General features: G+C 74.8%; 11 protein-coding genes and 2 pseudogenes. 7 read left to right on the top strand and 6 right to left on the bottom strand.

Annotation, left to right across the window (positions count from 1 at the left end):
• Positions 1-221: 221 nt before the first annotated feature.
• The 4 genes and pseudogenes from DRB89_RS13790 to DRB89_RS44470 form a co-directional block, all read right to left on the bottom strand.
• Positions 222-2,027 (bottom strand): glycine betaine ABC transporter substrate-binding protein, encoded by a 1,806-nt coding sequence (locus DRB89_RS13790; protein ID WP_112447663.1) that lies wholly within the window; start codon positions 2,025-2,027, stop codon positions 222-224.
• On the bottom strand, positions 2,027-3,100 hold the full coding sequence (locus tag DRB89_RS13785; protein WP_112447662.1) for a betaine/proline/choline family ABC transporter ATP-binding protein: 1,074 nt from the start codon (positions 3,098-3,100) through the stop codon (positions 2,027-2,029). Before DRB89_RS13785 ends, DRB89_RS13790 begins: the two co-directional genes overlap by 1 nt.
• A 182-nt stretch (positions 3,101-3,282) precedes the next feature.
• Positions 3,283-4,245: a SigB/SigF/SigG family RNA polymerase sigma factor gene (locus DRB89_RS13780; protein WP_239516781.1), complete on the bottom strand. Its 963-nt coding sequence runs from the start codon at positions 4,243-4,245 to the stop codon at positions 3,283-3,285.
• 189 nt (positions 4,246-4,434) lie between these two features.
• Positions 4,435-4,843 (bottom strand): annotated as a pseudogene (locus DRB89_RS44470) (hypothetical protein); the annotation flags it as partial.
• A 171-nt stretch (positions 4,844-5,014) separates the two neighbouring features.
• Between DRB89_RS44470 and DRB89_RS13770 the strand changes: the two are divergent.
• Positions 5,015-6,571 (top strand): S8 family peptidase, encoded by a 1,557-nt coding sequence (locus DRB89_RS13770; RefSeq protein ID WP_112453263.1) that lies wholly within the window; start codon positions 5,015-5,017, stop codon positions 6,569-6,571.
• Positions 6,572-6,658: 87 nt separating this feature from the next.
• On the opposite strand, the gene DRB89_RS13765 is transcribed toward DRB89_RS13770, so the two are convergent.
• Positions 6,659-8,089 (bottom strand): cellulose binding domain-containing protein, encoded by a 1,431-nt coding sequence (locus DRB89_RS13765; RefSeq protein ID WP_162688989.1) that lies wholly within the window; start codon positions 8,087-8,089, stop codon positions 6,659-6,661.
• A gap of 16 nt (positions 8,090-8,105) precedes the next feature.
• Here DRB89_RS13765 and DRB89_RS44460 point away from each other — a divergent pair.
• The 4 genes and pseudogenes from DRB89_RS44460 to DRB89_RS45955 form a co-directional block, all read left to right on the top strand.
• Positions 8,106-8,300: pseudogene (locus DRB89_RS44460) on the top strand (coenzyme F420-0:L-glutamate ligase); the annotation flags it as partial.
• Between the two features lie 202 nt (positions 8,301-8,502).
• Positions 8,503-9,375, top strand: a complete 873-nt coding sequence (locus DRB89_RS13755) for an ABC transporter ATP-binding protein (RefSeq protein ID WP_112452715.1) — start codon at positions 8,503-8,505, stop codon at positions 9,373-9,375.
• On the top strand, positions 9,372-11,681 hold the full coding sequence (locus DRB89_RS13750; protein ID WP_112452716.1) for an FtsX-like permease family protein: 2,310 nt from the start codon (positions 9,372-9,374) through the stop codon (positions 11,679-11,681). The genes DRB89_RS13755 and DRB89_RS13750 overlap by 4 nt, the downstream gene beginning before the upstream one ends.
• Positions 11,682-11,792: 111 nt before the next feature.
• The gene (locus DRB89_RS45955; RefSeq protein WP_112463292.1) at positions 11,793-15,494 is read left to right on the top strand and encodes a hypothetical protein; all 3,702 of its coding nucleotides are present in this window, start codon (positions 11,793-11,795) and stop codon (positions 15,492-15,494) included.
• 9 nt (positions 15,495-15,503) lie between these two features.
• Here DRB89_RS45955 and DRB89_RS13740 read toward each other — a convergent pair whose 3' ends face one another.
• Positions 15,504-16,292, bottom strand: a complete 789-nt coding sequence (locus DRB89_RS13740) for an ABC transporter ATP-binding protein (protein WP_112449260.1) — start codon at positions 16,290-16,292, stop codon at positions 15,504-15,506.
• Positions 16,293-16,492: 200 nt separating this feature from the next.
• Between DRB89_RS13740 and DRB89_RS13735 the strand changes: the two genes are divergently transcribed.
• Positions 16,493-19,906 (top strand): FtsX-like permease family protein, encoded by a 3,414-nt coding sequence (locus DRB89_RS13735; RefSeq protein ID WP_112463291.1) that lies wholly within the window; start codon positions 16,493-16,495, stop codon positions 19,904-19,906.
• Entirely contained in the window at positions 19,903-22,716 is a 2,814-nt protein-coding gene (locus DRB89_RS13730) for a hypothetical protein (protein ID WP_112463290.1), read from the top strand. Before DRB89_RS13735 ends, DRB89_RS13730 begins: the two co-directional genes overlap by 4 nt.

The raw sequence follows: 22,716 nt of genomic DNA, 5'->3' as shown, positions 1-22,716 counted from the left end.
CCCTGGTCGTACGGTTGGGCTGATCGCACTGTGCCATGGACAGGCCCCTGTCCGCACGGGTGAATCCTCCAGTGTTCTGGCTGGTCAGAGGTGTATGCCCAAAAACTTCCCCCCTCTCACCCCGGACCTTCGGCCCGACGCGCCGGTGCGCGAAGGCCCATGACGGATCCTTCGCGCACCGGCGCCCGCACACCTGCGGACGCGACGACCGGCTCGGCGGCTCACGCCAGCTTGTCCACCTCGGGGTGGTCCGCCAGCCAGGCCCGCACGGCCTCCTGCTCCTTGCCCTTGCCGGCCTCCTGGATCTTGGCCTCCAGTCCGGTCAGCTGGGCCTCGGTCATCTTGAACGAGCGCAGCCACTGGGCGATCTTCGGCTCGTCGGCGGCGAAGCCCTTGCGGGCGATGCTGTGGATGCCGTCGCCCGTGCCCCACGCGCCCTCGGGGTCCGCCAGCTTCGTCAGCTCGTAGGAGGCGTACGCCCAGTGCGGCGACCAGAGCACGACGGCGACGGGCTCCTTCTTCTCGTAGGCGCGCTTGAGCTCGGCGAGCATGCCCGGGGTCGAGCCGTCGACGACCTTGTACTCGCCGTCGAGCCCGTACTGCGGCAGCACCTTGTCCTTGAGCAGGCCCATCGCGCCCGCGCTGGGCTCGATGCCGATGATTCGGCCCTTGAACTGCGAGCCCTTGCCCTTCAGGTCCGCGAGGGTCTTGACGTCCTTCACGTAGGAGGGGACCGCCAGCTCGATGGAGGTGGGCCCGTACCAGGAGCCGAGGTCGTCGAGCTTGTTCCCGTACTTCTTCCAGTACTCGGCCTGCGTGACGGGCAGCCAGGAGTCGGTCTGGAAGTCGATCTGGCCGCCCGCGAGCCCGGTGAAGAGCGCGCCGAGCTCCAGCTGGCGGGCGTCGACCTTGTAGCCGCGGCGCTCCAGGAGCTCCTTCCACAGGTAGGTCGAGGCGATGCCCTCGTCCCACGGGATGTAGCCGATGCTGACCTGGCGGCCCTTGCCGATGTTCTTGACCCCGGCCCCGCCGGAGGCGTTGACCTCGGACTTCCCCGCGTCGCCGAAGACGCCGAGGCCGCCCGCGACCAGGGAAAGCACGACGGCCGCGGCGACCGCAAAGACGGGCTGCGGCCGGTGGCCCCACACCTTGGCCCTGCCGGTGGCCGCGGAGCGCGCCTTGGCGAGGGCGCGGCGGCCCAGCGGGGAGACCTGGCGGCCGAGCGCCCCGGTCATCCGGTCCAGGTACATGGCGAGGATGACGATGGAGATGCCCGCCTCGAAGCCGAGGCCGATGTCGACGCTGCCGATGGCGCGGTAGACGGCGCCGCCGAGGCCGCCGCCGCCGACCATGCCGGCGATGACGACCATGGACAGGCCGAGCATGATGACCTGGTTGACGCCCGCCATGATGGTGGGCAGGGCCAGCGGGAGCTGGACCCGTACGAGGGTGTCGCGCGGGGTGGTGCCGAAGGCGTCGGCGGCTTCGACGAGTTCGGCGTCGACCTGGCGGATGCCGAGCTCGGTCATCCGCACGCCGGGGGCCAGCGAGAAGATGATGGTGGCGATGATGCCGGGCACCACGCCCACCCCGAAGAAGATGATGCCGGGGATGAGGTAGACCATCGCCGGCATGGTCTGCATGAAGTCCAGGACGGGCTTGAGGACCGCGCTGACCCGGTCGGAGCGCGAGGCCCAGATTCCCAGCGGGATCGCGATGACCAGGGTGACCAGGGTGGCGACCACGACCAGTGCGAGCGTGGACATGGCGTCGGGCCACAGGCCGACGGAGTCGACGAGCGCGAAGCCCGCGAAGGCGAGCAGCGCGGCGAGCAGGCCGCGCAGCCACCACGCGGCGACGGCGAGGACGCCTGCCAGCAGCAGCGGGTTCGGCGCGGACAGGACGGCTTCGATGCCGTCGTACAGCCCGGTGACGACGGAGCTGATGGCGTCGAACAGCCAGGACAGGTGGCTCTGCAGGAAGTCGACACCGCTGTCGACCCAGGCGCCGAGGTGCAGGCGGGGCATCACGCGGCCACCTCCGCGCAGCGCAGCGGTGCGCGTCGCTCGTCGCCGATGAAGGCGACGAGGCGACCCTGATCGACGGAGCCGACGACGGCGCCGGCCGCGTCGGTGACGGCGACGGGGTGCGGGACGCGGGCGCTGACGGCGCACAGGTCGGCGAGCGGGGTGTCGGCGGCGACGGTCGGGCAGTCGCAGGCCGCCAGGTCCGCGGCGGCGTCCGTCATGACGGCGTCGGCGGTGAGCACGCGCGAGCGGTCCACGTCCTGGATGAAGGAGGCGACGTAGTCGTCGGCGGGGCGGGTGAGGATGTCCTCGGCCGTGCCCTGCTGGACGATGCGGCCGTCGCGCATGACGGCGATGGAGTCGCCGAGCCGCATGGCCTCGTTGAGGTCGTGCGTGATGAACACGATGGTCTTGCCGAGGCTCTGCTGGAGTTCGAGCAGCTGGTCCTGCATGTCGCGGCGGATCAGCGGGTCGAGCGCGCTGAACGACTCGTCCATCAGCAGCAGATCGGCGTCGGTGGCCAGCGCGCGGGCGAGGCCCACGCGCTGCTGCATGCCGCCGGAGAGCTCGTCGGGCCAGGAGTTCTCCCAGCCGCCGAGCCCGCACAGGGCGAGCGCCTCGGCGGCCCGCCGTTCGCGCTCGGCCCGGGGGACGCCCTGGACCTCCAGTCCGTATCCGGCGTTCTCCAGGACACTGCGGTGGGGGAACAGCGCGAAGTGCTGGAAGACCATGCTGATCTTGGTGGACCGCACGCGGCGCAGCTCGCGCGCGGAGAGCGCGGTGAGGTCCTCGCCGTCGAAGAGGATGCGTCCGGCGGTGGGCTCCAGGAGCCCGTTGAGCATGCGCAGCAGCGTGGACTTGCCGGAACCCGACAGGCCCATGACGACGAAGATCTGGCCGGGCTCGACGCGGAACGAGGCGTCGATGACCGCGGCCGTCGTCCCTTCCGCGCGCAGGGCCTCGCGGTCGGTGGCGCCGCTCTCCAGCTCGCGGACCGCCTTCGCGACGGCAGTGCCGTTCTCGGGTCCCCTGCCGAAGACCTTGTACACGTGCTCGGCTATGAGCGTGGACACATACACCTCACGGGTCGTACCGGGAACGGCCCACCGGCATGACTGCGACCGGCGGGCCGTGGAGCGCGACGGGATCCACCCGTCTCCCGCGCCCCGGCCGCTGTGGGCCGGCGGACGGGTCCGCTCCAGCAGCGCTACTGCCCCGCCTTAACCGGTGCAAACGGTGAAGTGAGTCATGTCACCTACGGTACGTCGGCGCCCGCGCCCTCGGCTGCGCCCTGCGCGGCGGGTTCCGCTTGCTGCGGGGCCACGGCTTCGCCCAGCTCCGGGTCGGCCAGCATGGAGGCGCGCAAATGCGCGAGCACCCGGGTCAGGAGGCGCGAGACCTGCATCTGCGAGATGCCGAGGGCGGTGCCGATCTGGGCCTGGGTGAGCTCCTCGCCGAAGCGCATCGACAGCATGCGGCGCTCGCGGTCGGTGAGCCGTTCCAGCAGCGGCGCCAGGGTCTGGATGTCCTCGACGTGCTCCAGTGCGGGCTCTTCGGCCCCCATGGTCTCGGCGAGGCTGTGGCCTTCGGTGCGGCCGTCCGCGCGCTCGGCCTGCGGGGCGTCGAGGGAGCCGCTGGTGTGGCCGTTGGCGGCGACGAGGCCCTCGATGACCTCTTCTTCCGTCAGGGAGAGGTGTGCGGCGAGGTCCGCGACCGTCGGCGGGCGGCCGACCAGGGCCGTCAGCTCCTCCTTGGCCTTGGCGAGGTCGATGCGCAGCTCCTGGAGCCGGCGCGGGACGCGGACCGCCCAAGTGGTGTCGCGGAAGTGCCGTTTGATCTCGCCGGTGATGTACGGCATGGCGAGGGAGGAGAACTCGATCTCGCGGGCCGGGTCGAACCGGTCGATGGCCTTGATCAGGCCGATGGTGCCGACCTGGACGAGGTCTTCGAGGTCGCCGCCGTCGCCGCGGCTGCGGAAGGGGCGGACGGCGAACTGGACGAGCGAGGCGTTCATCTCGACGAGCGTGTGACGTACGTAACGGTGTTCGGGGGTGCCTTCCGCGAGCTCGCGGAGCCGGCGGAAGAACAGTCTCGACAGCTCGCGTGCGTCCGCCGGGGCCACCTCGCGCGGTTCGGCGATCCGGGGCAGGGGGACGGCGGCGGCCGGGCAGGGCCGGGCCGAGACGGGGCCGGCGGTATGGGAGAACGGGGCGGGCATCGGCATGGGGTCGCTCCTTGGGCTGGTCGGCTTGCGGTGCGTGACCTTGATGGGCGTACACCTTAGCCGGTTCCGCATCCCCTTCCGCCAGCCCTCCGTCCGCACCCCGGCCGGCCCGGGCCCGGCCGCGCGGTGCGGCCGGGACCCGTTTCGTTTGCACATCGGACCTTCGATCAAAGGCCCGCGGCCGTGGGCGGTGAGCGCGTCGAGCCAGGGCCCGCCCTCCCGGTACGCGGCGATGTGCCCGGCGACGGAGAGCACCGCCGGGGAGGACAGACCGTCCGCGTCCTTGAGCCGCGTCAGATGGCGCGCGCAGGAGTCGGCGTCGCCGAAGATCCCGCAACTGCCGGTCAGCGCAGGGACGTTGAAGGACTTGGAGGCCGAGGTGACGATCGCCCAGCGGCCGGACTCTGTGCTCCAGGCGGCCGCGCAGGGCGGCGAGCACCTCGGAGGCGGTCTCGAAGTCCATGTCGGAGATGGTGAAGGGGAGCAGGCCGGGGACCCCGAAGCGGTCCTCGACGCAGTCCCACTGGGTGCACCAGGTGCCGTGCCGGTCGACGGGGGCGTCGAAGTCGCGGGCGGCGTGGGAGAGGTCCATCGCTCAGCCCACCGGGGTGAGCCCGGCGATGACCAGCTCGGCCTTGGGGGCACTGGTATCGGAGGCGGCGCCGTCCGGGCCGGGTTCCTCCCGTGCGGGCGCCCTTGTGCGGCGCTCCGGGGCGTCGCAGTCTTGGCGGACGACCCAGGGGGGGTACCGATTCCCATGATCATGCGATCACCGTTGTGGCGGCGGTACGGAGCCGCACTCGCACTGGCCTCGGCGCTCGCGCTCGGGGTGGACACCGGGGCCATCGCCGCGGCTCCGCCGGAGGGCCGCGTCCAGTACGCCGACGCACCCGGAGCCGTCGCCGACAGCTACCTCGTCCTGTTGGACCCGGCCCGCGCCGGCTCCCGTACGGACCGCGGCCGGGCCGTGGTCGAACGGTTCGGCGGCACGGTCCGCCGGACGTACGACTCGGCGGTCAACGGCTTCGCCGTCCGGATGACGGAGCGCCAGGCCCGCCGGCTCGCGGCCGATCCGGCCGTCGCACGCGTCGCGCAGAACCGCAGGATGCGGCTCGACGCCACCCAGCCGAACCCGCCCTCGTGGGGCGTGGACCGGATCGACCAGCGCCGACGGCCGCTGAACGAGGCCTACGCGTACCCGAACTCGGGCGGGCAGGGCGTGACCGCGTACGTCATCGACACCGGGATCAACATCACCCACCAGGACTTCGGCGGCCGCGCCTCCTACGGCTACGACGCGATCGAGGACGACTTCGAGGCCGACGACTCCCACGGGCACGGCACGCACGTCGCCGGGACCCTCGTGGGCACCACCTTCGGCACGGCCAAGAAGGCGAAGGTCGTGGCCGTCCGGGTGCTCGACTGGTACGGGGAGGGAACGACCGAGCAGGTGGTCGCCGGGATCGACTGGGTCACCCGCAACGCCGTGAAGCCGGCCGTCGCGAACATGAGCCTGGGCGGGGATCCCGACGACGTGCTGGACGCGGCCGTGCGGGGCTCCATCGCCTCCGGCATCACCTACGCGGTGGCCGCGGGCAACCAGAGCATGGACGCCTCCGGGCACTCGCCCGCCCGGGTCTCCCAGGCGCTGACGGTCGGGGCGGTGAGCGACCACGACGCGCGCTCCTCGTACTCCAACTTCGGGCGGCTGGTCGACCTGTTCGCACCCGGCGACTTCATCACCTCGGCCGTCTCCTGGGGTGACGACTGGAGCACCGTCATGTCCGGCACCTCGATGGCCACCCCGCACGTCGCGGGGGCGGCGGCGCTGTACCTCGCCGACCACCGCACGGCCACCCCGGCCCAGGTGGCCGGCGCCCTGACCGCTTCGGCCACCACCGGCGTGGTGCTCGACGCCGGCCCGGGCTCCCCCGACCGCGCCCTCTACGTGGGCGGCGCGCCGAACAAGGCGCCCGGCAAACGCTTCGCCAGCACCGCCGACCACCCGGTCGGGGACCTGGAGACCATCGAGTCCCCGATCACGGTCAGCGGTGTCCCGGGCCGCGCCCCCGCCCAGTTGGACGTGGAGGTCTACGTCAAACACCCGAACTCCGGGACCCTTCGGATCGACCTGATCGCGCCCGACGGGACGGCGTACCCGGTCAAGGACGAGTACACGGGCTGGGGCGAGGGCGACCTCGTCGCGCTGTACACGGTGGACGCCTCCTCGGAGACGGCCGGCGGGGTGTGGAGACTGCGCGTGTTCGACGCCTTCGCCGGGCACACCGGGTACCTCGACGGGTGGGCGCTGCGGTTCTGAGCGGGCCGCGCGGACGCGCTCCGGGGCGGCGGACCCCGGAGCGCGCCCGCGCGCCCGCGTGTGCGGCGGCGGGTCGGCGGTTCGGGGTCAGCCGTTCGGGACCTCGTCGACGAAGGCCGTGCCCGCGGTGCGGTAGGCGCCCACCTTGGCGGCGACCTGGGCCGGGGTGAGGACCTGGTCCTTGACGTGCAGGACGTAGTCGACCTTCTGGTCGTAGGCGCGGGGCGCGGAGCCCGGCTGGCCGTTCAGGTCGATCAGCCACTGGTTGAAGTTGATCGACATGGGCCGCTCGGGCAGGTACCTGGCGTCGTGGGTGCCGAAGACCTGGCCGTCGACGTAGTAGGTGATGGCGTTGTTGTCGATGGTGAGGACCAGGTCGTGCCAGCCCGCGTAGCTCGTCCGGGACTCGGTGTGCTGGTTGACGGCCTCCCACGGGTCGGGGCGGTAGGTCTCCCAGGACGTGGTGTAGAGGATGTTCGAGGGCTCGCCCCAGCCGCCGTTGGGCAGGTACTCGAAGTCGTACTCGGCGTAGTCGTCGGCCATCGGGGCCTTGAGGTCGTTGATGGGGAAGAAGGTCTGCACGAGGTGGTCGCCGTCCGGGCCGTACTTCGGCGCGTCGGAGAACTTCACCCGCGCCGCGTAGGTGCCGTTCTTGAACTTCATCGCCTTGGTGAGGATCTCGGTCTGCTTGGTGCTCTCGCCCGAGCCGGCCGTGGAGGTCTCCATGTTCATGATGGTGTTCCCGCCCTCGGCCGCGAAGGTCACGTTCTCGGGCGACCAGGCCGCCCCCGGGACGCCGGGGCCGCCGGAGTTGGAGCGCACGCTCCAGCCGTGGGCGGATATCGCCGGGTCCGCGGAGGAGGTGTAGGTGAAATCGTCGAAGAGGGCGGCGCCGGCCGGTCCGGGGTCGGTCGGGGTCGGCGTGGGGTTCGTCGGAGTCGGCGTCGGGTTGGTCGGCGTGGGCGTCGGGTCGGGGACGTTGCCGCCGGGCGCGGTGCCCCAGACGGTGGCGGAGCCCAGCCGGGCGGTCACCTTGTCCCAGTCCCCGTAGGCCGTGCGGGCCGCGTCGAAGGAGAAGTCGTCGGACTGGCGCAGGGTCTGCCAGTCGGCGCGGTGGAAGCGCAGCTGCATGTCGCCCGTGTCGGCGCCGGGGGCCAGGGTGCCCGCGCCCGCGGTGAAGGCGATCTCCAGGTAGCGGTCGGCGGTGGCCGTCGGGTTGGCCGGGGTGCCGAAGGTGCCGGTGATGTTGGCGCAGCCCTTGACCGCCCAGGAACAGGCGAACCGGTACTGGACGTCCGGGCCGTCGGCCTTGAAGTAGTAGCGGAAAGTGACCTGGTTCAGGGAGACGGCGGCGGAGCCGTTGTTGACCACCTTGAACCACGGCTCCGCCTGGTCGGCGGTGGCCCCGGTCGCGCTGGTGCGGTACTGGACCTTGACGGAGTCGGCCGCCGCGGTCGCGGGCAGGGCGGTCAGGGCCGCCGAGCCGAGTCCGGCGGTGAGGGTCAGGGCCAGGGCCAGGGCCGTACGGCGCCTGGCGTCGCGCGGGGTCCGGGCGGGGCGGGGGGGGCTGGTGTCGGGGGACGTGGGGGTGGTCGTGACGGCGACCTTCGGACGGCGGTGGGGCACCGGGCTGACGGCCGTGGCGATCGGCGCGGCGGGCGTCCGGGTCCTGGACGACCTGCGCGGCGGCACCGATGCCCACGGGAACCCGCTGAGCGCCACGATCGTGCGGCGGCACCGATGCCCACGGGAACCCGGCGACCTGCCGCCCCCCTTGTCCAAGATCACCGACACCGCAAGCTTCTCAGCTCCCCCGCGTAGTCCGCATCCCTCCCCCGGTTCTGCCCGCGTACATCCCCAGGATGACCCAACCGCCCTTTTACATCCCGGGGGTGACGCGGCGCCATCCGGCCGCCTCCTATGTTCATGCCATGACGAATCATCACGACACCGCAGGTCAGGCCATTGTCCGCCTGGACCGCGTCCACAAGGAGTACGGCGACGCGAAGGCGCTCGACGGACTCTGCCTGCAGATCCGCAAGGGCGAGGCGGTGGCCGTGATGGGACCTTCCGGCTGCGGCAAGTCCACGCTCCTCAACATGGTGGCCGGCCTGGACCGCCCGACCGCCGGCACGGTCGAAGTGCACGGCCAGGACCTCGGGAAGCTGAACGAGACCGGACTGGCGCTGTACCGGCGCCGCGACGTCGGCATGATCTTCCAGTTCTTCAACCTCATCGACGACCTGCCCGCACTCGACAACGTCGCGCTGGCCGCCCAGCTCACCGGCACCCCGGCCCGCCAGGCCCGCCGCCGCGCCCTCGAACTCCTCGAGGAGCTCGGCGTCGCCGACCGCCGCAACAACTACCCGTCCGCCCTCAGCGGCGGCGAGCGCCAACGCGTCGGCGTGGCACGCGCCCTGATGAACCGTCCGGCCCTGCTGCTGGCCGACGAGCCCACGGGCGCACTCGACAGCCGCTCGGGCGAGCAGGTCATGGACCTGCTGATCGACCTCAACCAGATAGGCCAGACCCTGCTGATCGTCACCCACGACCCGCACCTCGCCACCCGCTGCGCCGGCCGCCTCGTGGAGATGGCGGACGGCCGCGTCGCCGGTGAACGCGCCCTGGACGACGCCGCGCACGCCGCCGCCGCGGCCGAAGCCCCCACCACGCCCCGGGGCGGCATCCAGAACGGCACGACGAGCAGCACCACGAGCACCCTGACGAGCGGCACCACGAGCACCACGACGACCGGCACCACGACCGTCACCACACCCGTCGCCACTCCGGAGCGTTCCGCGTGAGCGCCGTGTGGCGGGCCGCCCGCGCCGCCGTCGCGCGCCGCAAGGTCCAGACGTTCGTCATCGGCCTCGTCGTCCTCCTCTCCACCACGACCGTCCTGCTCGCCCTCGGCCTCCTCGCCGCCGCCTCCGGCCCCTTCGACCGGGCGTACTCCGCGCAACGCGGCGCGCACACCGTGGCCACGTACGACGCCGCCGAGGTCTCCGACGCCCAGCTCGCGCGGACCGCGACCCGCCCCGGCGTGGCGGCCGCCGCCGGGCCGTTCCACCAGGCCGTCGTCGACGTGCCCACGGACTGGCTCTGGATGCCGCCCGGCCCGCTGACCGTGGTCGGCCGCGCGGATCCGGCGGGGGCCCCGGTGGACCGCGTCGACGTCCTGTTGGGCCGCTGGGTCCAGGCGCCCGGCGAGATCGTCGTCGACTGGGCCGTCGACGGCACTCCGTACGAGGACCTGCTCGGCACCACCCTGGAGGTGCCCGGCCAACCGAAGCTCACCGTCGTCGGGTTCGCCACCAGCATGAGCAAGTCGGCGGCCGCCTGGGTGACGCCCGAGCAGGCGGCGGCTCTGCACCCGGCGTCCCGGCAGATGCTCTACCGGTTCGCCGACTCGGCGACGGGCGCGCAGCTGCGCGACTCGCTCGCCGCGGCCAACGCCGAGCTGCCCCCGGACTCGCGCCTGGCCGCGCAGAACCACCTCACCCTCAAGAAGGCCTTCTCCTCCAGGGCCGACGCCTACCTGCCCTTCATGGCCGTCTTCGGCGTCCTCGGTCTGCTCGTCTCCGCCCTCATCGTCGCGAACGTGGTCAGCGGCGCGGTCGTCTCCGGCGGCCGGCACATCGGGGTGCTCAAGGCCATCGGCTTCACGCCGAACCAGGTCGTCGCCGTCTACTTGGCGATGGTCTCCGCGCCCGCCGCGGCCGGCTGCGTGCTCGGCACCCTGCTCGGCAATGCCCTGGCCGGTCCCATCCTGAAGATCGCCTTCTCCGGTGTCGAGACGGGCCTGGCGAGCCTGGGCCCGGTCTCCCCCTGGATCAGCGTGGCCTGCCTGGCCGGCATGCCCGTACTGGTCCTGCTGGCGGCGCTCGTACCGGCCCTGCGGGCGCACCGGCTGTCGGCCGCGCAGGCCATCACCGCCGGCGGCGCGCCGCGCACCGGCCGCGGGCTGCGCGTCCAGCGGGTGCTGGCCTCCACCCGGCTGCCGCGTCCGCTGAGCCTGGGGCTCGGCCAGCCGTTCGCCCGCCCCGGCCGGGCCCTCATGACCATGGCGGCCATCGTCCTCGGTGTCACCACGGCCACCCTGGCGACCGGTCTGACCAGCACCATGGTCGCGTACGCGGACGCCGGCCGCGGTACCGGCGGCCCGGTCGTCGACATCCTGGCGGGCACCGCCGGGAGCAGCCACCCGCAGCCCCGGCTGGACGACGCGCGGCTCGAGGAGTGGATGCGGTCGCTGGGCGCGCGGGAGATCCGGGCCCGCGGGCTGACGCAGGTCGGGCTGGTCGGCTACACGCAGCCCGCCTTCGGCAGCTTCTACCGGGGGAGCCTGTCCCCGGCCGGGGCCGCCTTCGTGGAGGGCCGGCCGCCCCGCGGCCCCGGTGAGATCGCGGCCGGTCCCGCCTTCCTCACCGAACGCGGACTCGCGGTGGGCGACAAGGTCATCCTGGAGGCGGGCGGCAAGCGGGTGCCCGGGACCATCGTCGGCGCGCTCATCGACAGCAACTCCCGCTCCCTGGAGTCCACATGGGAGACGCTGGAGCAACTCACACCGGGCACGCGGGCCGTCGACTACTCGGTGCGCCTCGCCCCGGGCGCGGACGCCCAGGCCTTCGCGGACGCCGTCAACGCGGCGGACCCCGGCCTGCGCGCGAACGTCGCGGGTTCGGTCAACGCCGCCACCACCACGGTCGTCGGGTTCTCCTCGGTGTTCACGATCCTGCTGACCCTGGTCTCCTCCATCGGCGTCTTCAACACCGTGCTCCTGAACACCCGTGAGCGCCGCCGCGACCTCGGCATGCTCAAATCGATCGGCATGACCCCCCGTCAAGTGGTGGCCATGACGGTGACTTCGGTGACCGGGATCGGCCTGGTCGGCGGACTCCTGGGGATCCCCCTCGGGATGGTCGCGCACCGGCTCGTCGTGGACCACGTCGGCATCGTCTCCTTCCCGGAGTCGATGAAGGACGTCTGGCACGCGCCGCAGCTCACCGCGATGCTGTGCGCGGGGGTGGCGATCGCCGTGGTGGGCGCGCTGGTCCCGGCCCGCTCGGCGGCCCGCATGACGATCTCCGCCGCCCTGCACACCGAGTAGGGGTCCCGCGTCCTTCTTCCACCGCCCCGCGGCGGGTCCGGCCTCGCGAGCGGCGTCCGGCTGCCGGGCTCCGTTCGCATCCGCCCCGCCCCGCGGCTACGTTCTTGCCCCATGCGACGACGGCCCCTCGCCCTGGTACTCGACATCCTGCTCATGCTGGTGGGCGCCCTCCTGGGCATCGCGACGAACTACGCGACGAGCGTGGAGGGCGATGTGCCGCTGCCCCTGCGGCTGCTGCGCGAGTGGTCGATACCGCTCGTGGGCCTGGCCCTGATCGCCCTGGTCGGCGGCCAGTTGTGGCTCCGCTGGCTGGAGCGGCGGCCGGCTGCCCCCGCCCCGGTGTGGACGGCCGGGCAGCCTCCGTACCCGGGTCTGGAGGCCTTCGGGGAGGAGGACGCGGCGGTGTTCTTCGGGCGGGAGCGGGAGACGGCGGAGCTGGTGGCCCGGCTGCACCCGGCGCTGCCGGACCGGGCGCAGCGGTTCGTGACCGTGGTCGGCCCGTCCGGTTCGGGGAAGTCCTCGCTGGTACGCGCGGGCGTGCTGCCGGCGCTGGCGGGACGGCGGTCCCGGTGGAACACGGGCGCCGCCCTCACTCCGGGGACCGATCCCGTCGGGACCCTGCGCCGGGCGGTGGCCGCGGCCGGCGACGCCAGGCCCCTGGTGCTGGTGGTGGACCAGCTGGAGGAGCTCCTGACCCTGTCGGGGCCGCGCGAGCGGACGGCCTTCGCGGAGGCGGTACGCGAACTCCTGCGCGCGGAACCCCGGTTGTGGCTGCTGGCGACCCTGAGGTCGGACTTCCTCACCGGGTTCCTGGAGGCGGACCTGGCCGACCTGGTCCGCGAACCGGTGGTGGTCGGCGCGCTCGGCCGCGACGCCCTGCACGAAGTGGTGGCCCGGCCGGCCGCCGCGGCCGGGGTGGAGTTCGAGGCCGGGCTGGTCTCCCGCATCGTGGAGGACTGCGGCGGCGGCGACGCGCTGCCGCTCCTGGCCTACACCTTGCAGGAGTTGTACCGGCGGGCCGGCGGCGCGGGCTCCACCGTGACGCACGCGCTGTACCGCGAGGTCGGCGGGGTCGCGGGCGCCCTGATCGGGCAGGCCGACCGGATCCACGCGGCGCTGTCGGCGCCCGGCGCGCCGCTCGGCGGTGCGGACCCGGTGGTGGCGATGCTGCTCCGGCTGGTCACCGTGGAGCGTGACGAGCCGACCCGCCGCCGGGTGGCCCGCAGCGAACTGAGCGCCGCCGAGGGGGAGATGGCCGACGCCTTCGTCGCGGGACGGCTGCTGACCTCCGACGCGGGGATGCTGGACGTCGCGCACGAGGCCCTGCTGCGCCAGTGGCGGCCGCTGCGCCTGGCCATCGCCGACCGGCTGGAGCAGCTGCGCAGGCGGGCCGAGTTGGAGCGCTGGGCGCAGGAGTGGGAGTTCGCCGGGCGGACCGGGGCCTACCTGCTGACCGGCGAGCGGCTGCGCGCGGTCCGGTCCTGGACGGCGACCGAAGCCTCGGCCCCGCTGTCCTCCCCCTCGCCATCCTCCTCCTCCGAGGCCCCCTCCCCCTCCACCACGGCGGTTCCGGCCGGCCCGCCGGTGTCGGCCGGCCCGCCGGTGTCGGCGCTGGCGGCCGAGTTCACCGAGGCCTCCGCCCGCGACGACGGCGCCGCACGCGCCCGCGCCGCGGACGCGGTGGCCGCGCGGGTCCTGGAGGCCGTCGACCGCGAGCCCGAGACCGCGGTCGCCACCGCCCGGGCCGCGGTGGCCGAGTACGCGGCGACCCCGGCCGCTCTGCAGGCCCTGCGGACCGCGCTCGACGCCTCCCGGCTCCGGGCTGCCCACCGCGGCTTCGAGCGCTCGGTGACCGATGCCGCCTGGTCTCCCGACGGCTCCCGGCTCGCGGCCTGCTCGGGGGACGGCCGGGTGTACGTCTGGCCCGCGCCCGCCGAGGACACCGTCCCACCCGGACCCGGAGCGCCCGGACCCGGAGCGCCCGGAACCTCAGCACCCGTACCCGGAGCGCCCCGAACCTCAGCGCCCGACCCCTCGGCGACCGGCCCCGGAGCACCCGTCACCCTGGACGTCCCCGGCGAGTGGCCCCGCGCGCTGGACTGGTCCCCCGACGGCAGCCGCCTCGTCTGCGCGACCAGGGACGCGCGCCTCACGGTCTGGGACACCGCGGACTGGCGGCGGGTGACCACGCTGCACCAGCCCGGCGCGGAGATCGGGCAGTCCGCCCCCGGACTCGCGGTGGCGGCGTTCTCCCCGGACGGCCGGTTCCTCGTCTCGGGCGGCCGGGACCGGGTCCTCCAGCTGTGGGACGCCCGGGACTTCACACCCGCCGGAACCTTGAGCGGCCATGCGGACATGCTGTGGACAGCGGCCTGGTCCCCGGACTCCACCCTGCTGGCAGCTGCCGGAGCGGCCGGCTGCGTGTACCTCTGGCAGGTGGGCGAGGGCCACGGAGCCACGGCGCCAAGGGTGCTGAGCACTCATCAGGAATCGGTGAACGCGCTCGCCTGGGACCCGGACGGGACCCGGCTGGCCTCCGGCTCCTCGGACCGTACGGTCGCGCTCTGGGACGCGCGCACCGGTGGGCTCGTACACCGGCTGCAAAGCCTGGACGGCATCAACTGCCTGGCCTGGTCCCCGGACGGGAGCCGGCTCGCCGCGGGCGACTTCGACCGCAACGCCCGCGTCTGGGACCTGAACACGACGGACTTCGAGGAGCGGACCCTGTGGCTGACGGGCCACGCGGACACGGTGTACGCCATCGCCTGGTCACCGGACGGGACCCGGCTGGCCACCGCCTCGCGGGACCGCACCCTGGCCGTGTGGGACACCCGCGCGCAGGCCCGGGTGGGGAGCGGGCACACCGAGTCCGTGTGGCAGGTCGCCTGGTCTCCGGACGGCTCGCGGATCGCGAGCGCCTCACAGGACGGCACGGTGGGTCTGTGGCGCGCGGCCGACCTGGCGATGGCGGACCGGATGCCGTTCGGCGAGTGCGGAGACCTTGCCTGGTCACCGGACGGGACGCGGATCGCGGTGGGCCGCCGCGACGGGACGGCGGCCGTCCATCTGCTGGACGGCACCGTGCCGTTGCTCCTCGAAGGGCACGGGGACGAGCTGTCGGCCGTGTGCTGGTCACCGGACGGAGCCAGGATCGCGACCGCCTCGCGCGACCGCACCGTACGGATCTGGGACGCGGACGGCGGGCACACGGTACGGGTGCTGACCGGCCACGCCGACTGGGTGACCGGGGCGGCCTGGTCGCCCGACGGCCGGAGGCTCGCGACCTGCGGCACCGATGAGACGGTGATCGTCTGGGACGCGGTGGACGGCCGCGCGCTGACGACCCTGCGCGGGCACGACGACCACGTCCTGAAGGTCGACTGGTCGCCGGACGGGCGCCGGCTCGCCACCTGTTCGCGCGACCGGACCCTGCGAGTGTGGGACGTGGACGCGTCCGGGTCGGCGGCCTGCCGCGCCGTGCTGACCGGCCACGACGACCGGGTCCAGGGCCTCGCCTGGTCCCCGGACGGGGGGCTGCTCGCGTCGGTGTCCCGGGACCGGACGCTGCGCCTGTGGGATCCCGTGCGCGGCACGGCGCTGGCGGTCGTCGGGATGCACTCCGACTGGGTCAACGGGCTGTGCTGGTCCCCCGACGGGACCCGGATCGCCACGGCCTCGCGCGACCGCACCGTACGCCTGTGGACCCCGGCGGGAACGGATCCCGAGCTGCTGCTGCGGCTGGCGGCGGGCCGGGAGCTGCACCCGCCGACGCCGGAGGAGCGGCGGGCGCACCAGTTGCCGGACCGGCCCTGACCGCGGCCGCTACGCGGGGCCGCCCTTGAGCTGCGGCTCCGCCTCGGCGACGGCCTCCCCGGCCCCCGCCCCGGCCTCCTCCGGGGCCGCCTCCACGATGCGCCCGTCCCGCAGTTCCACCACCCGGTCCGCGAGCTCTATCAGGGCCGGGTCGTGGGTCGCGACCAGCGCCGTGACACCCTCGCTGCGCACCACCGCGCGCAGCAGCCGCATGATCTGCCGGCCGGTGTCCGAGTCGAGCTGGCCGGTCGGTTCGTCCGCGATGATCAGGTCGGGCTCGTTCGCGAGGGCGCGGGCGACGGCGACCCGCTGCTGCTGGCCGCCGGAGAGTTCGCCGGGCCGCTGCTCGGTGTGGTCCGCGAGGCCGACGAGGGCGAGCAGGGTGCGGGCCCGCTCCTCGCGCTGCTTGGCCGGGATCTTGCGCAACCGCATGGGGACGCCGACGTTCTCGGCGGCGGTCAGGGCCGGGATCAGGCCGAAGGACTGGAAGACGAAGCCGATCCGGTCGCGGCGCAGCGCGAGCCTGCCCTCCTCGTCGAGGGCGGCCAGGTCGGTGCCGTCGAGGGCGACGCTGCCGCCGGTCGGGGTGTCGAGTCCGCCGACCAGGTTGAGCAGGGTGGTCTTGCCGGAGCCGGACCGTCCCTTGAGTGCGGTGAGTTCGCCGCGGCGCACCTCGAAGGAGACCCCGCGCAGCGCGTGTACGGCCTGCGGACCGGTGCCGAAGCTGCGTCGCACGTCGTCCACGACCACCATCGGCGCCCCCGCGGCGTCGGTCCCCGGCTCCTGCTGCTGCGTCATGTCTACGACTCCCCCTGGCATCCGATCCGGCCACCGGCGGCCACCGGAAGTTGTCTCGATCGGCGTTCTTGACGTACCCGCACGGTCGATTTGTTCATTCGATGCACCATTCACGCAAGTCCCTTCCGCTATCTGTTCGAATCTGGCAACATCGTCCGCTATCCGGGATCACCAGTCCGGTGCGGGGGAGGAACAGACACATGCTCGGCTTCGTCATGCGCCGGCTGCGCGGGCGATTGCCGCTCGCCGCCGCCGTGTTGCTGACCGTCCTGATCACCACGACGGTGCTCACCGCGCTCTTCGCCTTCACCCGCGGCGTGGGCGAGGCCGGCCTGCGCCAGGCCCTCCAGGGCCCCGGCCATGCGCGCAGCACCGTACTGATCACCGCGGGCCACGCGACGGCCGACCGCGGCAAGGACGACGAAGCGGTACGGGGCTTCGCGCGCGAGCTGTTCGGCCCGCTGCCGGCCGCCGCCGAGGTTGTGGCGCGCAGCCGCTCGTACGGGCTGCCCGGTGCGCCGGCCGTCCCGGGCCAGGACGCCGCCGCCCCGGGCAAGAACGCCGACCTGACGCTGCTGGCCGCCTTCGACCAGCGGCGCGTGAAACTGCTCGCGGGCGCCTGGCCGCGGCCCGTCGCCGGACCGGTGTCCGCGCCGGGTTCCCGGGTCCCCGTGGCCGTGCCGAAGGCGGCGCTGGCCCGGCTGGGGCTGGCCGAGGGCGCGCTGCCCGCCGACGTGCGCCTCGACGACCGGTACGGCGGCTCCCCGCTGACCGTGACGGTGACCGGCGTCTACCAGGCCGCCGACCCGGAGGCCCCGTACTGGCGGCTCGATCCGCTCGGTGCCCGCGGACTGCAGGTCGCCGGCTTCGCCACCTACGGCCCGCTGCTGGTGGACGACTCCGCCTTCACCGCGGGCGGGCTGACCCAGGACAGCCGGGCGGTCCTGCTCACTCCCGACTTCTCCACCGTCGACGCCGCCTCGGCCGAGGCGGTGCGGGCGCGGGCGGCCAAGGCCGCCGAAGCCCTTCAGCGCACCGTCGGCCTCCGGGTCGAGAGCGAGCTCCCGGTGCTGCTCGGCGAGGCGCGCTCCGGTCTGACCGTCGCCCGATCCACCCTGCTGGTCGGCGCCCTGCAGCTCGCGGTCCTGGCCGGGGCCGCGCTGCTGCTCGTCTCCCACCTGCTGACGGAGCGCCAGGAGGCCGAGCGGGCCCTGCTCACCGCGCGCGGCGCCTCCCGCGGCCGGCTCGGCCTGCTCACCGCGGTCCAGTCGCTGCTGCTCGCGCTGCCCGCCGCCGTGCTCGCGCCCCTGCTGACCCCGCCGCTGCTGCGCCTGCTCGGCCGTCACGGCTCGCTGGCGCACGTGCCCTTCGACGTCTCGCCGGGCCTGGCGCTCTGGCCCGTCGCGGCGGGCTGCGCCCTCGGGTGCGTGGCGCTGACCACCCTGCCCGTCGTACTGCGCGGCGCGGCCGCCGCCGCCCTGCACCGCACCGGCCGCCGGCAGGCCCTCGTCGCCGGGGCGGCCCGCTCCGGCGCGGACCTGGCCCTGGTGGCGCTGGCCGTGCTCGCCTACGAGCAGCTCGCCAGGTACGGCGGCGGCAACGGCCCCGATCCGGCCGCGCGGTCCCCGATCAGCCAGTCCGAGGGCCTGTTCGGCGTGGACCCGGTGCTGGTCGCCGCGCCGACGCTCGCGCTGTGCGCGGGCACCCTGCTGGTCCTTCGGCTGCTGCCGTTCGCGGCGCGGCTCGGCGCCCGGATCGCCGCCCGGGGCCGGGGTCTGGGTCCGGCGCTGGTCGGCTGGCAGCTCGCCCGCCGGCCCGGGCGCGCCACCGGGCCGGTGCTGCTGCTCGTCCTCGCCGTCTCCAGCGGGGTCCTCGCCCTCGGCCAGCACACCGCGTGGTCCGAGTCCCAGCGCGACCAGGCCGGCTTCGCCACCGCCGGGGGCCTTCGGATCACCGGCAGCGACCTGCCCCCGATGGGCCGGGGCGGCCGGTTCGCGGCGCTGCCCGGCGGTGAGCGGGTGCTGCCGGTGGTCCGTACGGACCAGGACCTGCCGGGCGGCCGGACCGGTCAGGTGCTGGCCCTGGACGCGGCGGCGGTCGCCGAACGGGTGCCGCTGCGGGCCGACCTGCGCGACGGACGCACGATGCGGGAGCTGTTCGCCCCACTGGCGCTCGCTCCGGGAACCACGGGAACCACGGGAACCACAGGAACCCCGGGAACCCAGGCCGAGGCCGGCATCCCCCTGCCCGGCCGGCTCCAGCGCATCGACCTGACCGTCACCGTCCGCTCCGCCGGCGCAGGCGGCCGCCCCAGCCTGGGCCTGCTCCTGCGCGACCGGTTCGGCCTCACCTACCGCATCCCGATGGTCCAGCTCCCCGAGGACGGCGACGCCACCGTGTCGGTGGACGTCGGCGCCCAGTTCGGGGCGCCGCTCGGGTCGGCCGCGGCGCCGCTGAGCGTGGCCGGGCTGGTGTTCTCGTACGACCGGGAGGGCCCGCTGCCCGGCTCCGGCCCCGAAGCGGGACCCGACGGCGACCCCGGCAGCCCGGACGACCTGGCGAAGGTCCACAACGAGCTGACCCTGCGGGGCCTCGCGGTCTCCGATACCCGGGACGGCGCGGCCGCCCCGGTCGCCACCGCCGCTCCCGCCTGGACGTTGACGGCGCCGCCGCTCAGGACCGGCGCCCCGTCGGCCGAGCTGGCCCCCGGCGACGGCGCGGCGCCGGGCGGCCCGGCCCTGCTCCGGCTGCGCTACCGCGACGGCTCCGCCGAGATCGGCGGCGCGCAGGTCTCCCTGGCGGCGGGCCCCGCCCCGGCCGCCGAGGTCCCCGGGATCGCCACGGGGAACTACCTGTCCGCGGTCGGCGCGAAGGTCGGCGACCTGGTGCCCGTACCGCTGGGCGGCGCCACCGTTCCCGTGCGGATCACCGCTTCGGTCGGCTCGCTGCCCGTCGTGGGCGACACCGCGCTCGCCGTCGACCTGGCCACCGCCGGCCGGGTGCTCGCCGCGGCCGGCGGCCGGGAACTGCCGCTGCCCGCCGAGTGGTGGCTGCCGGCCCGCTCCGACGCGGACCCCGACCCGGCCCGCGCCGCCGCCGAACTGCGCTCCGGCGCCAGCACCCAGCAGGTGCGGCTGCGCGAGGACGTGGCCGCGGCGCTGCTCGACGATCCGCTCAGCGCGGGCCCGCAGGGGGCGCTCGCCGCGCTCGCGGTGGCCTGCGCGGTACTGGCGGCGATCGGCTTCGCGGCCTCCGCCACGGCGGCCGCCCGCGAGCGGGCCCGGGAGTCCTCGGTCCTGCTGGCACTGGGGGCCCGGCGCCGGGACCTGGCGCGCACGGCCACGGCCGAGAGCTGCGTCCTGGTCGGCATCGGCACCGCCGTCGGGCTGGGGCTGGGCGTCGTCATCGTCCATCTGGTGGTGCCGCTGGTGGTGTTGACGCCGGCCGCGGGCCGCCCGGTCCCCGAGGTCCTGGTGGACCTGCCCGCGGCGCGCACGCTGCTGCTGGCCGCCGCCATCGCCGCGGTACCCCTGCTGTCGGCCGTCTTCGGCGGCCGGCGCGGGCGGACCGCATCGAACACAGCCGACCGGCTGCGGAACGTGGAGGAGATATGACCGGGCCGGCCGCGACCGACGCCGACCGGCGGACGCCCGACGGGACGGCCCCGCGGGGGACGGCCCCGGTGGGCGGAACGCCGCACGGGACGACGCCCCGGCCCGCGCCCTGGGTGCGGACCCGGCTGCGCGCGGCCCCGCTCACCACCCTGCTCGGCGCGGTCCTGGCCTTCGTCGCCGTCCTGCTGGCCGCCGCCCTGCCGCGCGCCGCGGACCGGGGCGCGGACCAGGCCCTGCGCTCCTTCCTGGAGTCCCGCGGACCGGGCCCGACCAGCCTGGTGGCCACCGCGCAGCCCCGGTACGGGGAGCAGACCCCCGAGGACCTGGACGCCGTACTGGCCGGCCTGGTGGCGGCCACGGGCCCGGGGTTCACCCTCGATCCGAGCGGCCCCGTCCACGGCAGCACCGCCATGACCGGGCGCGACCTCGCCAACCGCGAGCTGCCCCGCCCCGACGGCGTGGACCCCAAGCTGGGCCTCCTGCACCTGCGCGCAGCGGCCGACCACGTGAAGCTGGTCGCGGGGCACTGGCCGGGCGCGCCCGCGCCCGACGGACCGGTGCCCGTCGCGCTGTCGGAGGGCGCGGCGCAGTCCATGGGGTTCCGGCTCGGGACGGTGCTGGAGACCCGCCCCGGAAAGTACCTGGGCCCGCTCAGGGCGGAGGTCGTCGGCATCTACACGGCCAACGACCAGGACGACCCCTTCTGGGCCGACATGCCCGGCCTGCCCTGCCCCCTCCGCGGCTGCCTCTCGCAGACCACGACCCAGCCGCCCCTGGCGTACTGGCAGACCGCGGGCCTGGTCGGCCCGGAAGCGCTGGAGCGGCTCGGCGAATGGGGTGACGGCGACGGCCAGGACTTCTGGCGGCTCCCGGTCGACACCACGCGCCTGCGTGTCGACCAGCTGCCCGTCACGGCGAAGCAGATCGGGTCCTACGTGGCCGGCCCGACCGCGGCACGCCTGCCGAAGGAGACCCACCGCGACGGTCTGCGCGTCTCCTCCCGCCTTCCCGACCTGTTCAAGCAGGCGGAGGCCCGGCGGCAGGCGGCCGCGCCGCTCGCCGCGATCGGACCGGCCGGGGTGGCCGGCGTGGCCTTCGTCGTGTTCTGCCTGGCGGCCGGGCTCACCGGGGACCGGCGGGAGGCCGAACTGCGGCTGCTGCTGGCCCGCGGCGGTTCGCGCTCCGGGATCGTGCGCAGGCTGCTCGCGGAGAACGCCGTGACGGTGCTGCCCGCCGCCGCGCTCGCCACCTGGCTCGCCGTCGTCCTGCTGCCGACCCCGCGCACGGCGGGCACCGCGCTGGCCGCCGGCGCCGCCACGCTCCTGGCGCTGCTGGCCGTGCCCGTACGGGCGGCCGTGCTGCTGTCGCCGGCGCGCGGGCCGAGCCCCCGGCGGCGCCTCGTCGCCGAACTGCTCGTCCTGGCCGCCACCGCGGCCGCCGTGTTCGAGGTCCGCTCGCGCGGGGTCGCGCCGGCCGGCGCCGGAGTGGATCCGCTGCTCGTGGCCGCCCCGCTGCTCCTCGCGCTCTGCGGCGCCCTGCTGCTCGCCCGCGTCCAGCCCGCCCTGGTCGGGGCACTGGCCCGGGCGACCGGCCGGGGCCCCGGGCTGATCGGTTTCCTCGGGCTGGCGCGCGCCGCCCGGGGCACCGGGGGCCGGGCGCGACCGTCCGTACTGCCGCTGATCGCGATGCTGCTGGCCGTCACCACGGGCGGCTTCGGCGCCACGGTGCTGACGGGCGTGGCCGATGCCCGGGCCCAGGTGGCCCGGCAAACCGTGGGCGGCGACGCCGCGTTGACCTCGCCGAACAGCACGCTCCCGGAGTCCCTCACCGACGCGGCGGCCGCGCTGCCCGGCGTACGGTCGGCCGTGAAGGTGTGGAGCGACGACAACGCCTTCCTGGCGGGCACCGCGCGGGGCACCACCCAGGTGACCGTGATCGTCGCGGACCCCGTCGCGTACGCGGAACTGTCCAGGACCGTCGGGCTCGGACGCTTCGACGCGGCCGTCCTGGCCGGTGGCTCCGGGGGCCCGGGCGCGCCGGTGCCGGCGCTGGTCAGCGGTGACCTCGCGGGCGAGAGCACCGGCTCCTACCAACTGCGCCTCGGCAACGGCGGGGAGCTGGTGCTGAAGGTCGCCGGGGTGATCGACGGCACGCCCGCCCGGGCGGGCGCCAAGTCCGCGATGGTGGTGCTGCCCGCCGGGCCGGTGCTGGCCGCCGTGCCCAAGATGGGGCTGCCCAACCGGTGGTTCGCGCTGGGCCCCGTCGACCAGCACCGGCTCGAGGAGCTGGTGCGCACCCAGGACCCGAAGGCGGCCGAGGAGCGCTATCGCGTCCGCACCAGCTCCGCCGTGGCCGGCGAGCTGGGCTCCGACCCCCTCCAGCGCTCGGCCGAGCGGCTGTTCTGGGCCTCCCTGGCCGGCGCCGCGGGCTTCGCGCTGCTGGCGGTCCTGCTGACCCTGGTCCGGGCCGCCCCGGACCGCGCGGCGCTGCTCGCGCGGCTGCGCACGATGGGCCTGCGCCCCCGGCAGGGCGTGCTGCTGATCCTGACGGAGTCGGTGCCGCTGGCCCTGGCCGCCGCGTTCGGCGGCGCCCTGGTGGCGGCCGGCACCGTCGTCCTCCTGGGGCCGACCGTGGACCTGTCGACGCTGGTGGGCTCCAAGGTGGGGGTCGGGCTGCCGTTCCTCGTACGGCCCGTGCTGGTCCAGGCGCTGGGCCTGGCGGCCCTCGTGGTGGGCGCGGTGCTCGCGGAGGCGGCGGTATCCGGCAGGCGACAGATCACGACCGAGTTGAGAGCGGGAGACCAGCGGTGA

This window comes from Streptomyces sp. ICC4 (assembly GCF_003287915.1).
GTDB lineage: Bacteria > Actinomycetota > Actinomycetes > Streptomycetales > Streptomycetaceae > Streptomyces > Streptomyces tritrimontium.
This window is presented reverse-complemented; position numbering and strand designations above follow the sequence as displayed.

Coding starts and splice junctions, on each gene's coding strand:
- DRB89_RS13790 (WP_112447663.1), bottom strand. CDS start 2,027: ATGCCCCGCCTGCACCTCGGCGCCTGGGTCGACAGCGGTGTCGACTTC.
- DRB89_RS13780 (WP_239516781.1), bottom strand. CDS start 4,245: ATGCCCGCCCCGTTCTCCCATACCGCCGGCCCCGTCTCGGCCCGGCCC.
- DRB89_RS13770 (WP_112453263.1), top strand. CDS start 5,015: ATGCGATCACCGTTGTGGCGGCGGTACGGAGCCGCACTCGCACTGGCC.
- DRB89_RS13755 (WP_112452715.1), top strand. CDS start 8,503: ATGACGAATCATCACGACACCGCAGGTCAGGCCATTGTCCGCCTGGAC.
- DRB89_RS45955 (WP_112463292.1), top strand. CDS start 11,793: ATGCGACGACGGCCCCTCGCCCTGGTACTCGACATCCTGCTCATGCTG.
- DRB89_RS13740 (WP_112449260.1), bottom strand. CDS start 16,292: ATGACGCAGCAGCAGGAGCCGGGGACCGACGCCGCGGGGGCGCCGATG.
- DRB89_RS13735 (WP_112463291.1), top strand. CDS start 16,493: ATGCTCGGCTTCGTCATGCGCCGGCTGCGCGGGCGATTGCCGCTCGCC.
- DRB89_RS13730 (WP_112463290.1), top strand. CDS start 19,903: ATGACCGGGCCGGCCGCGACCGACGCCGACCGGCGGACGCCCGACGGG.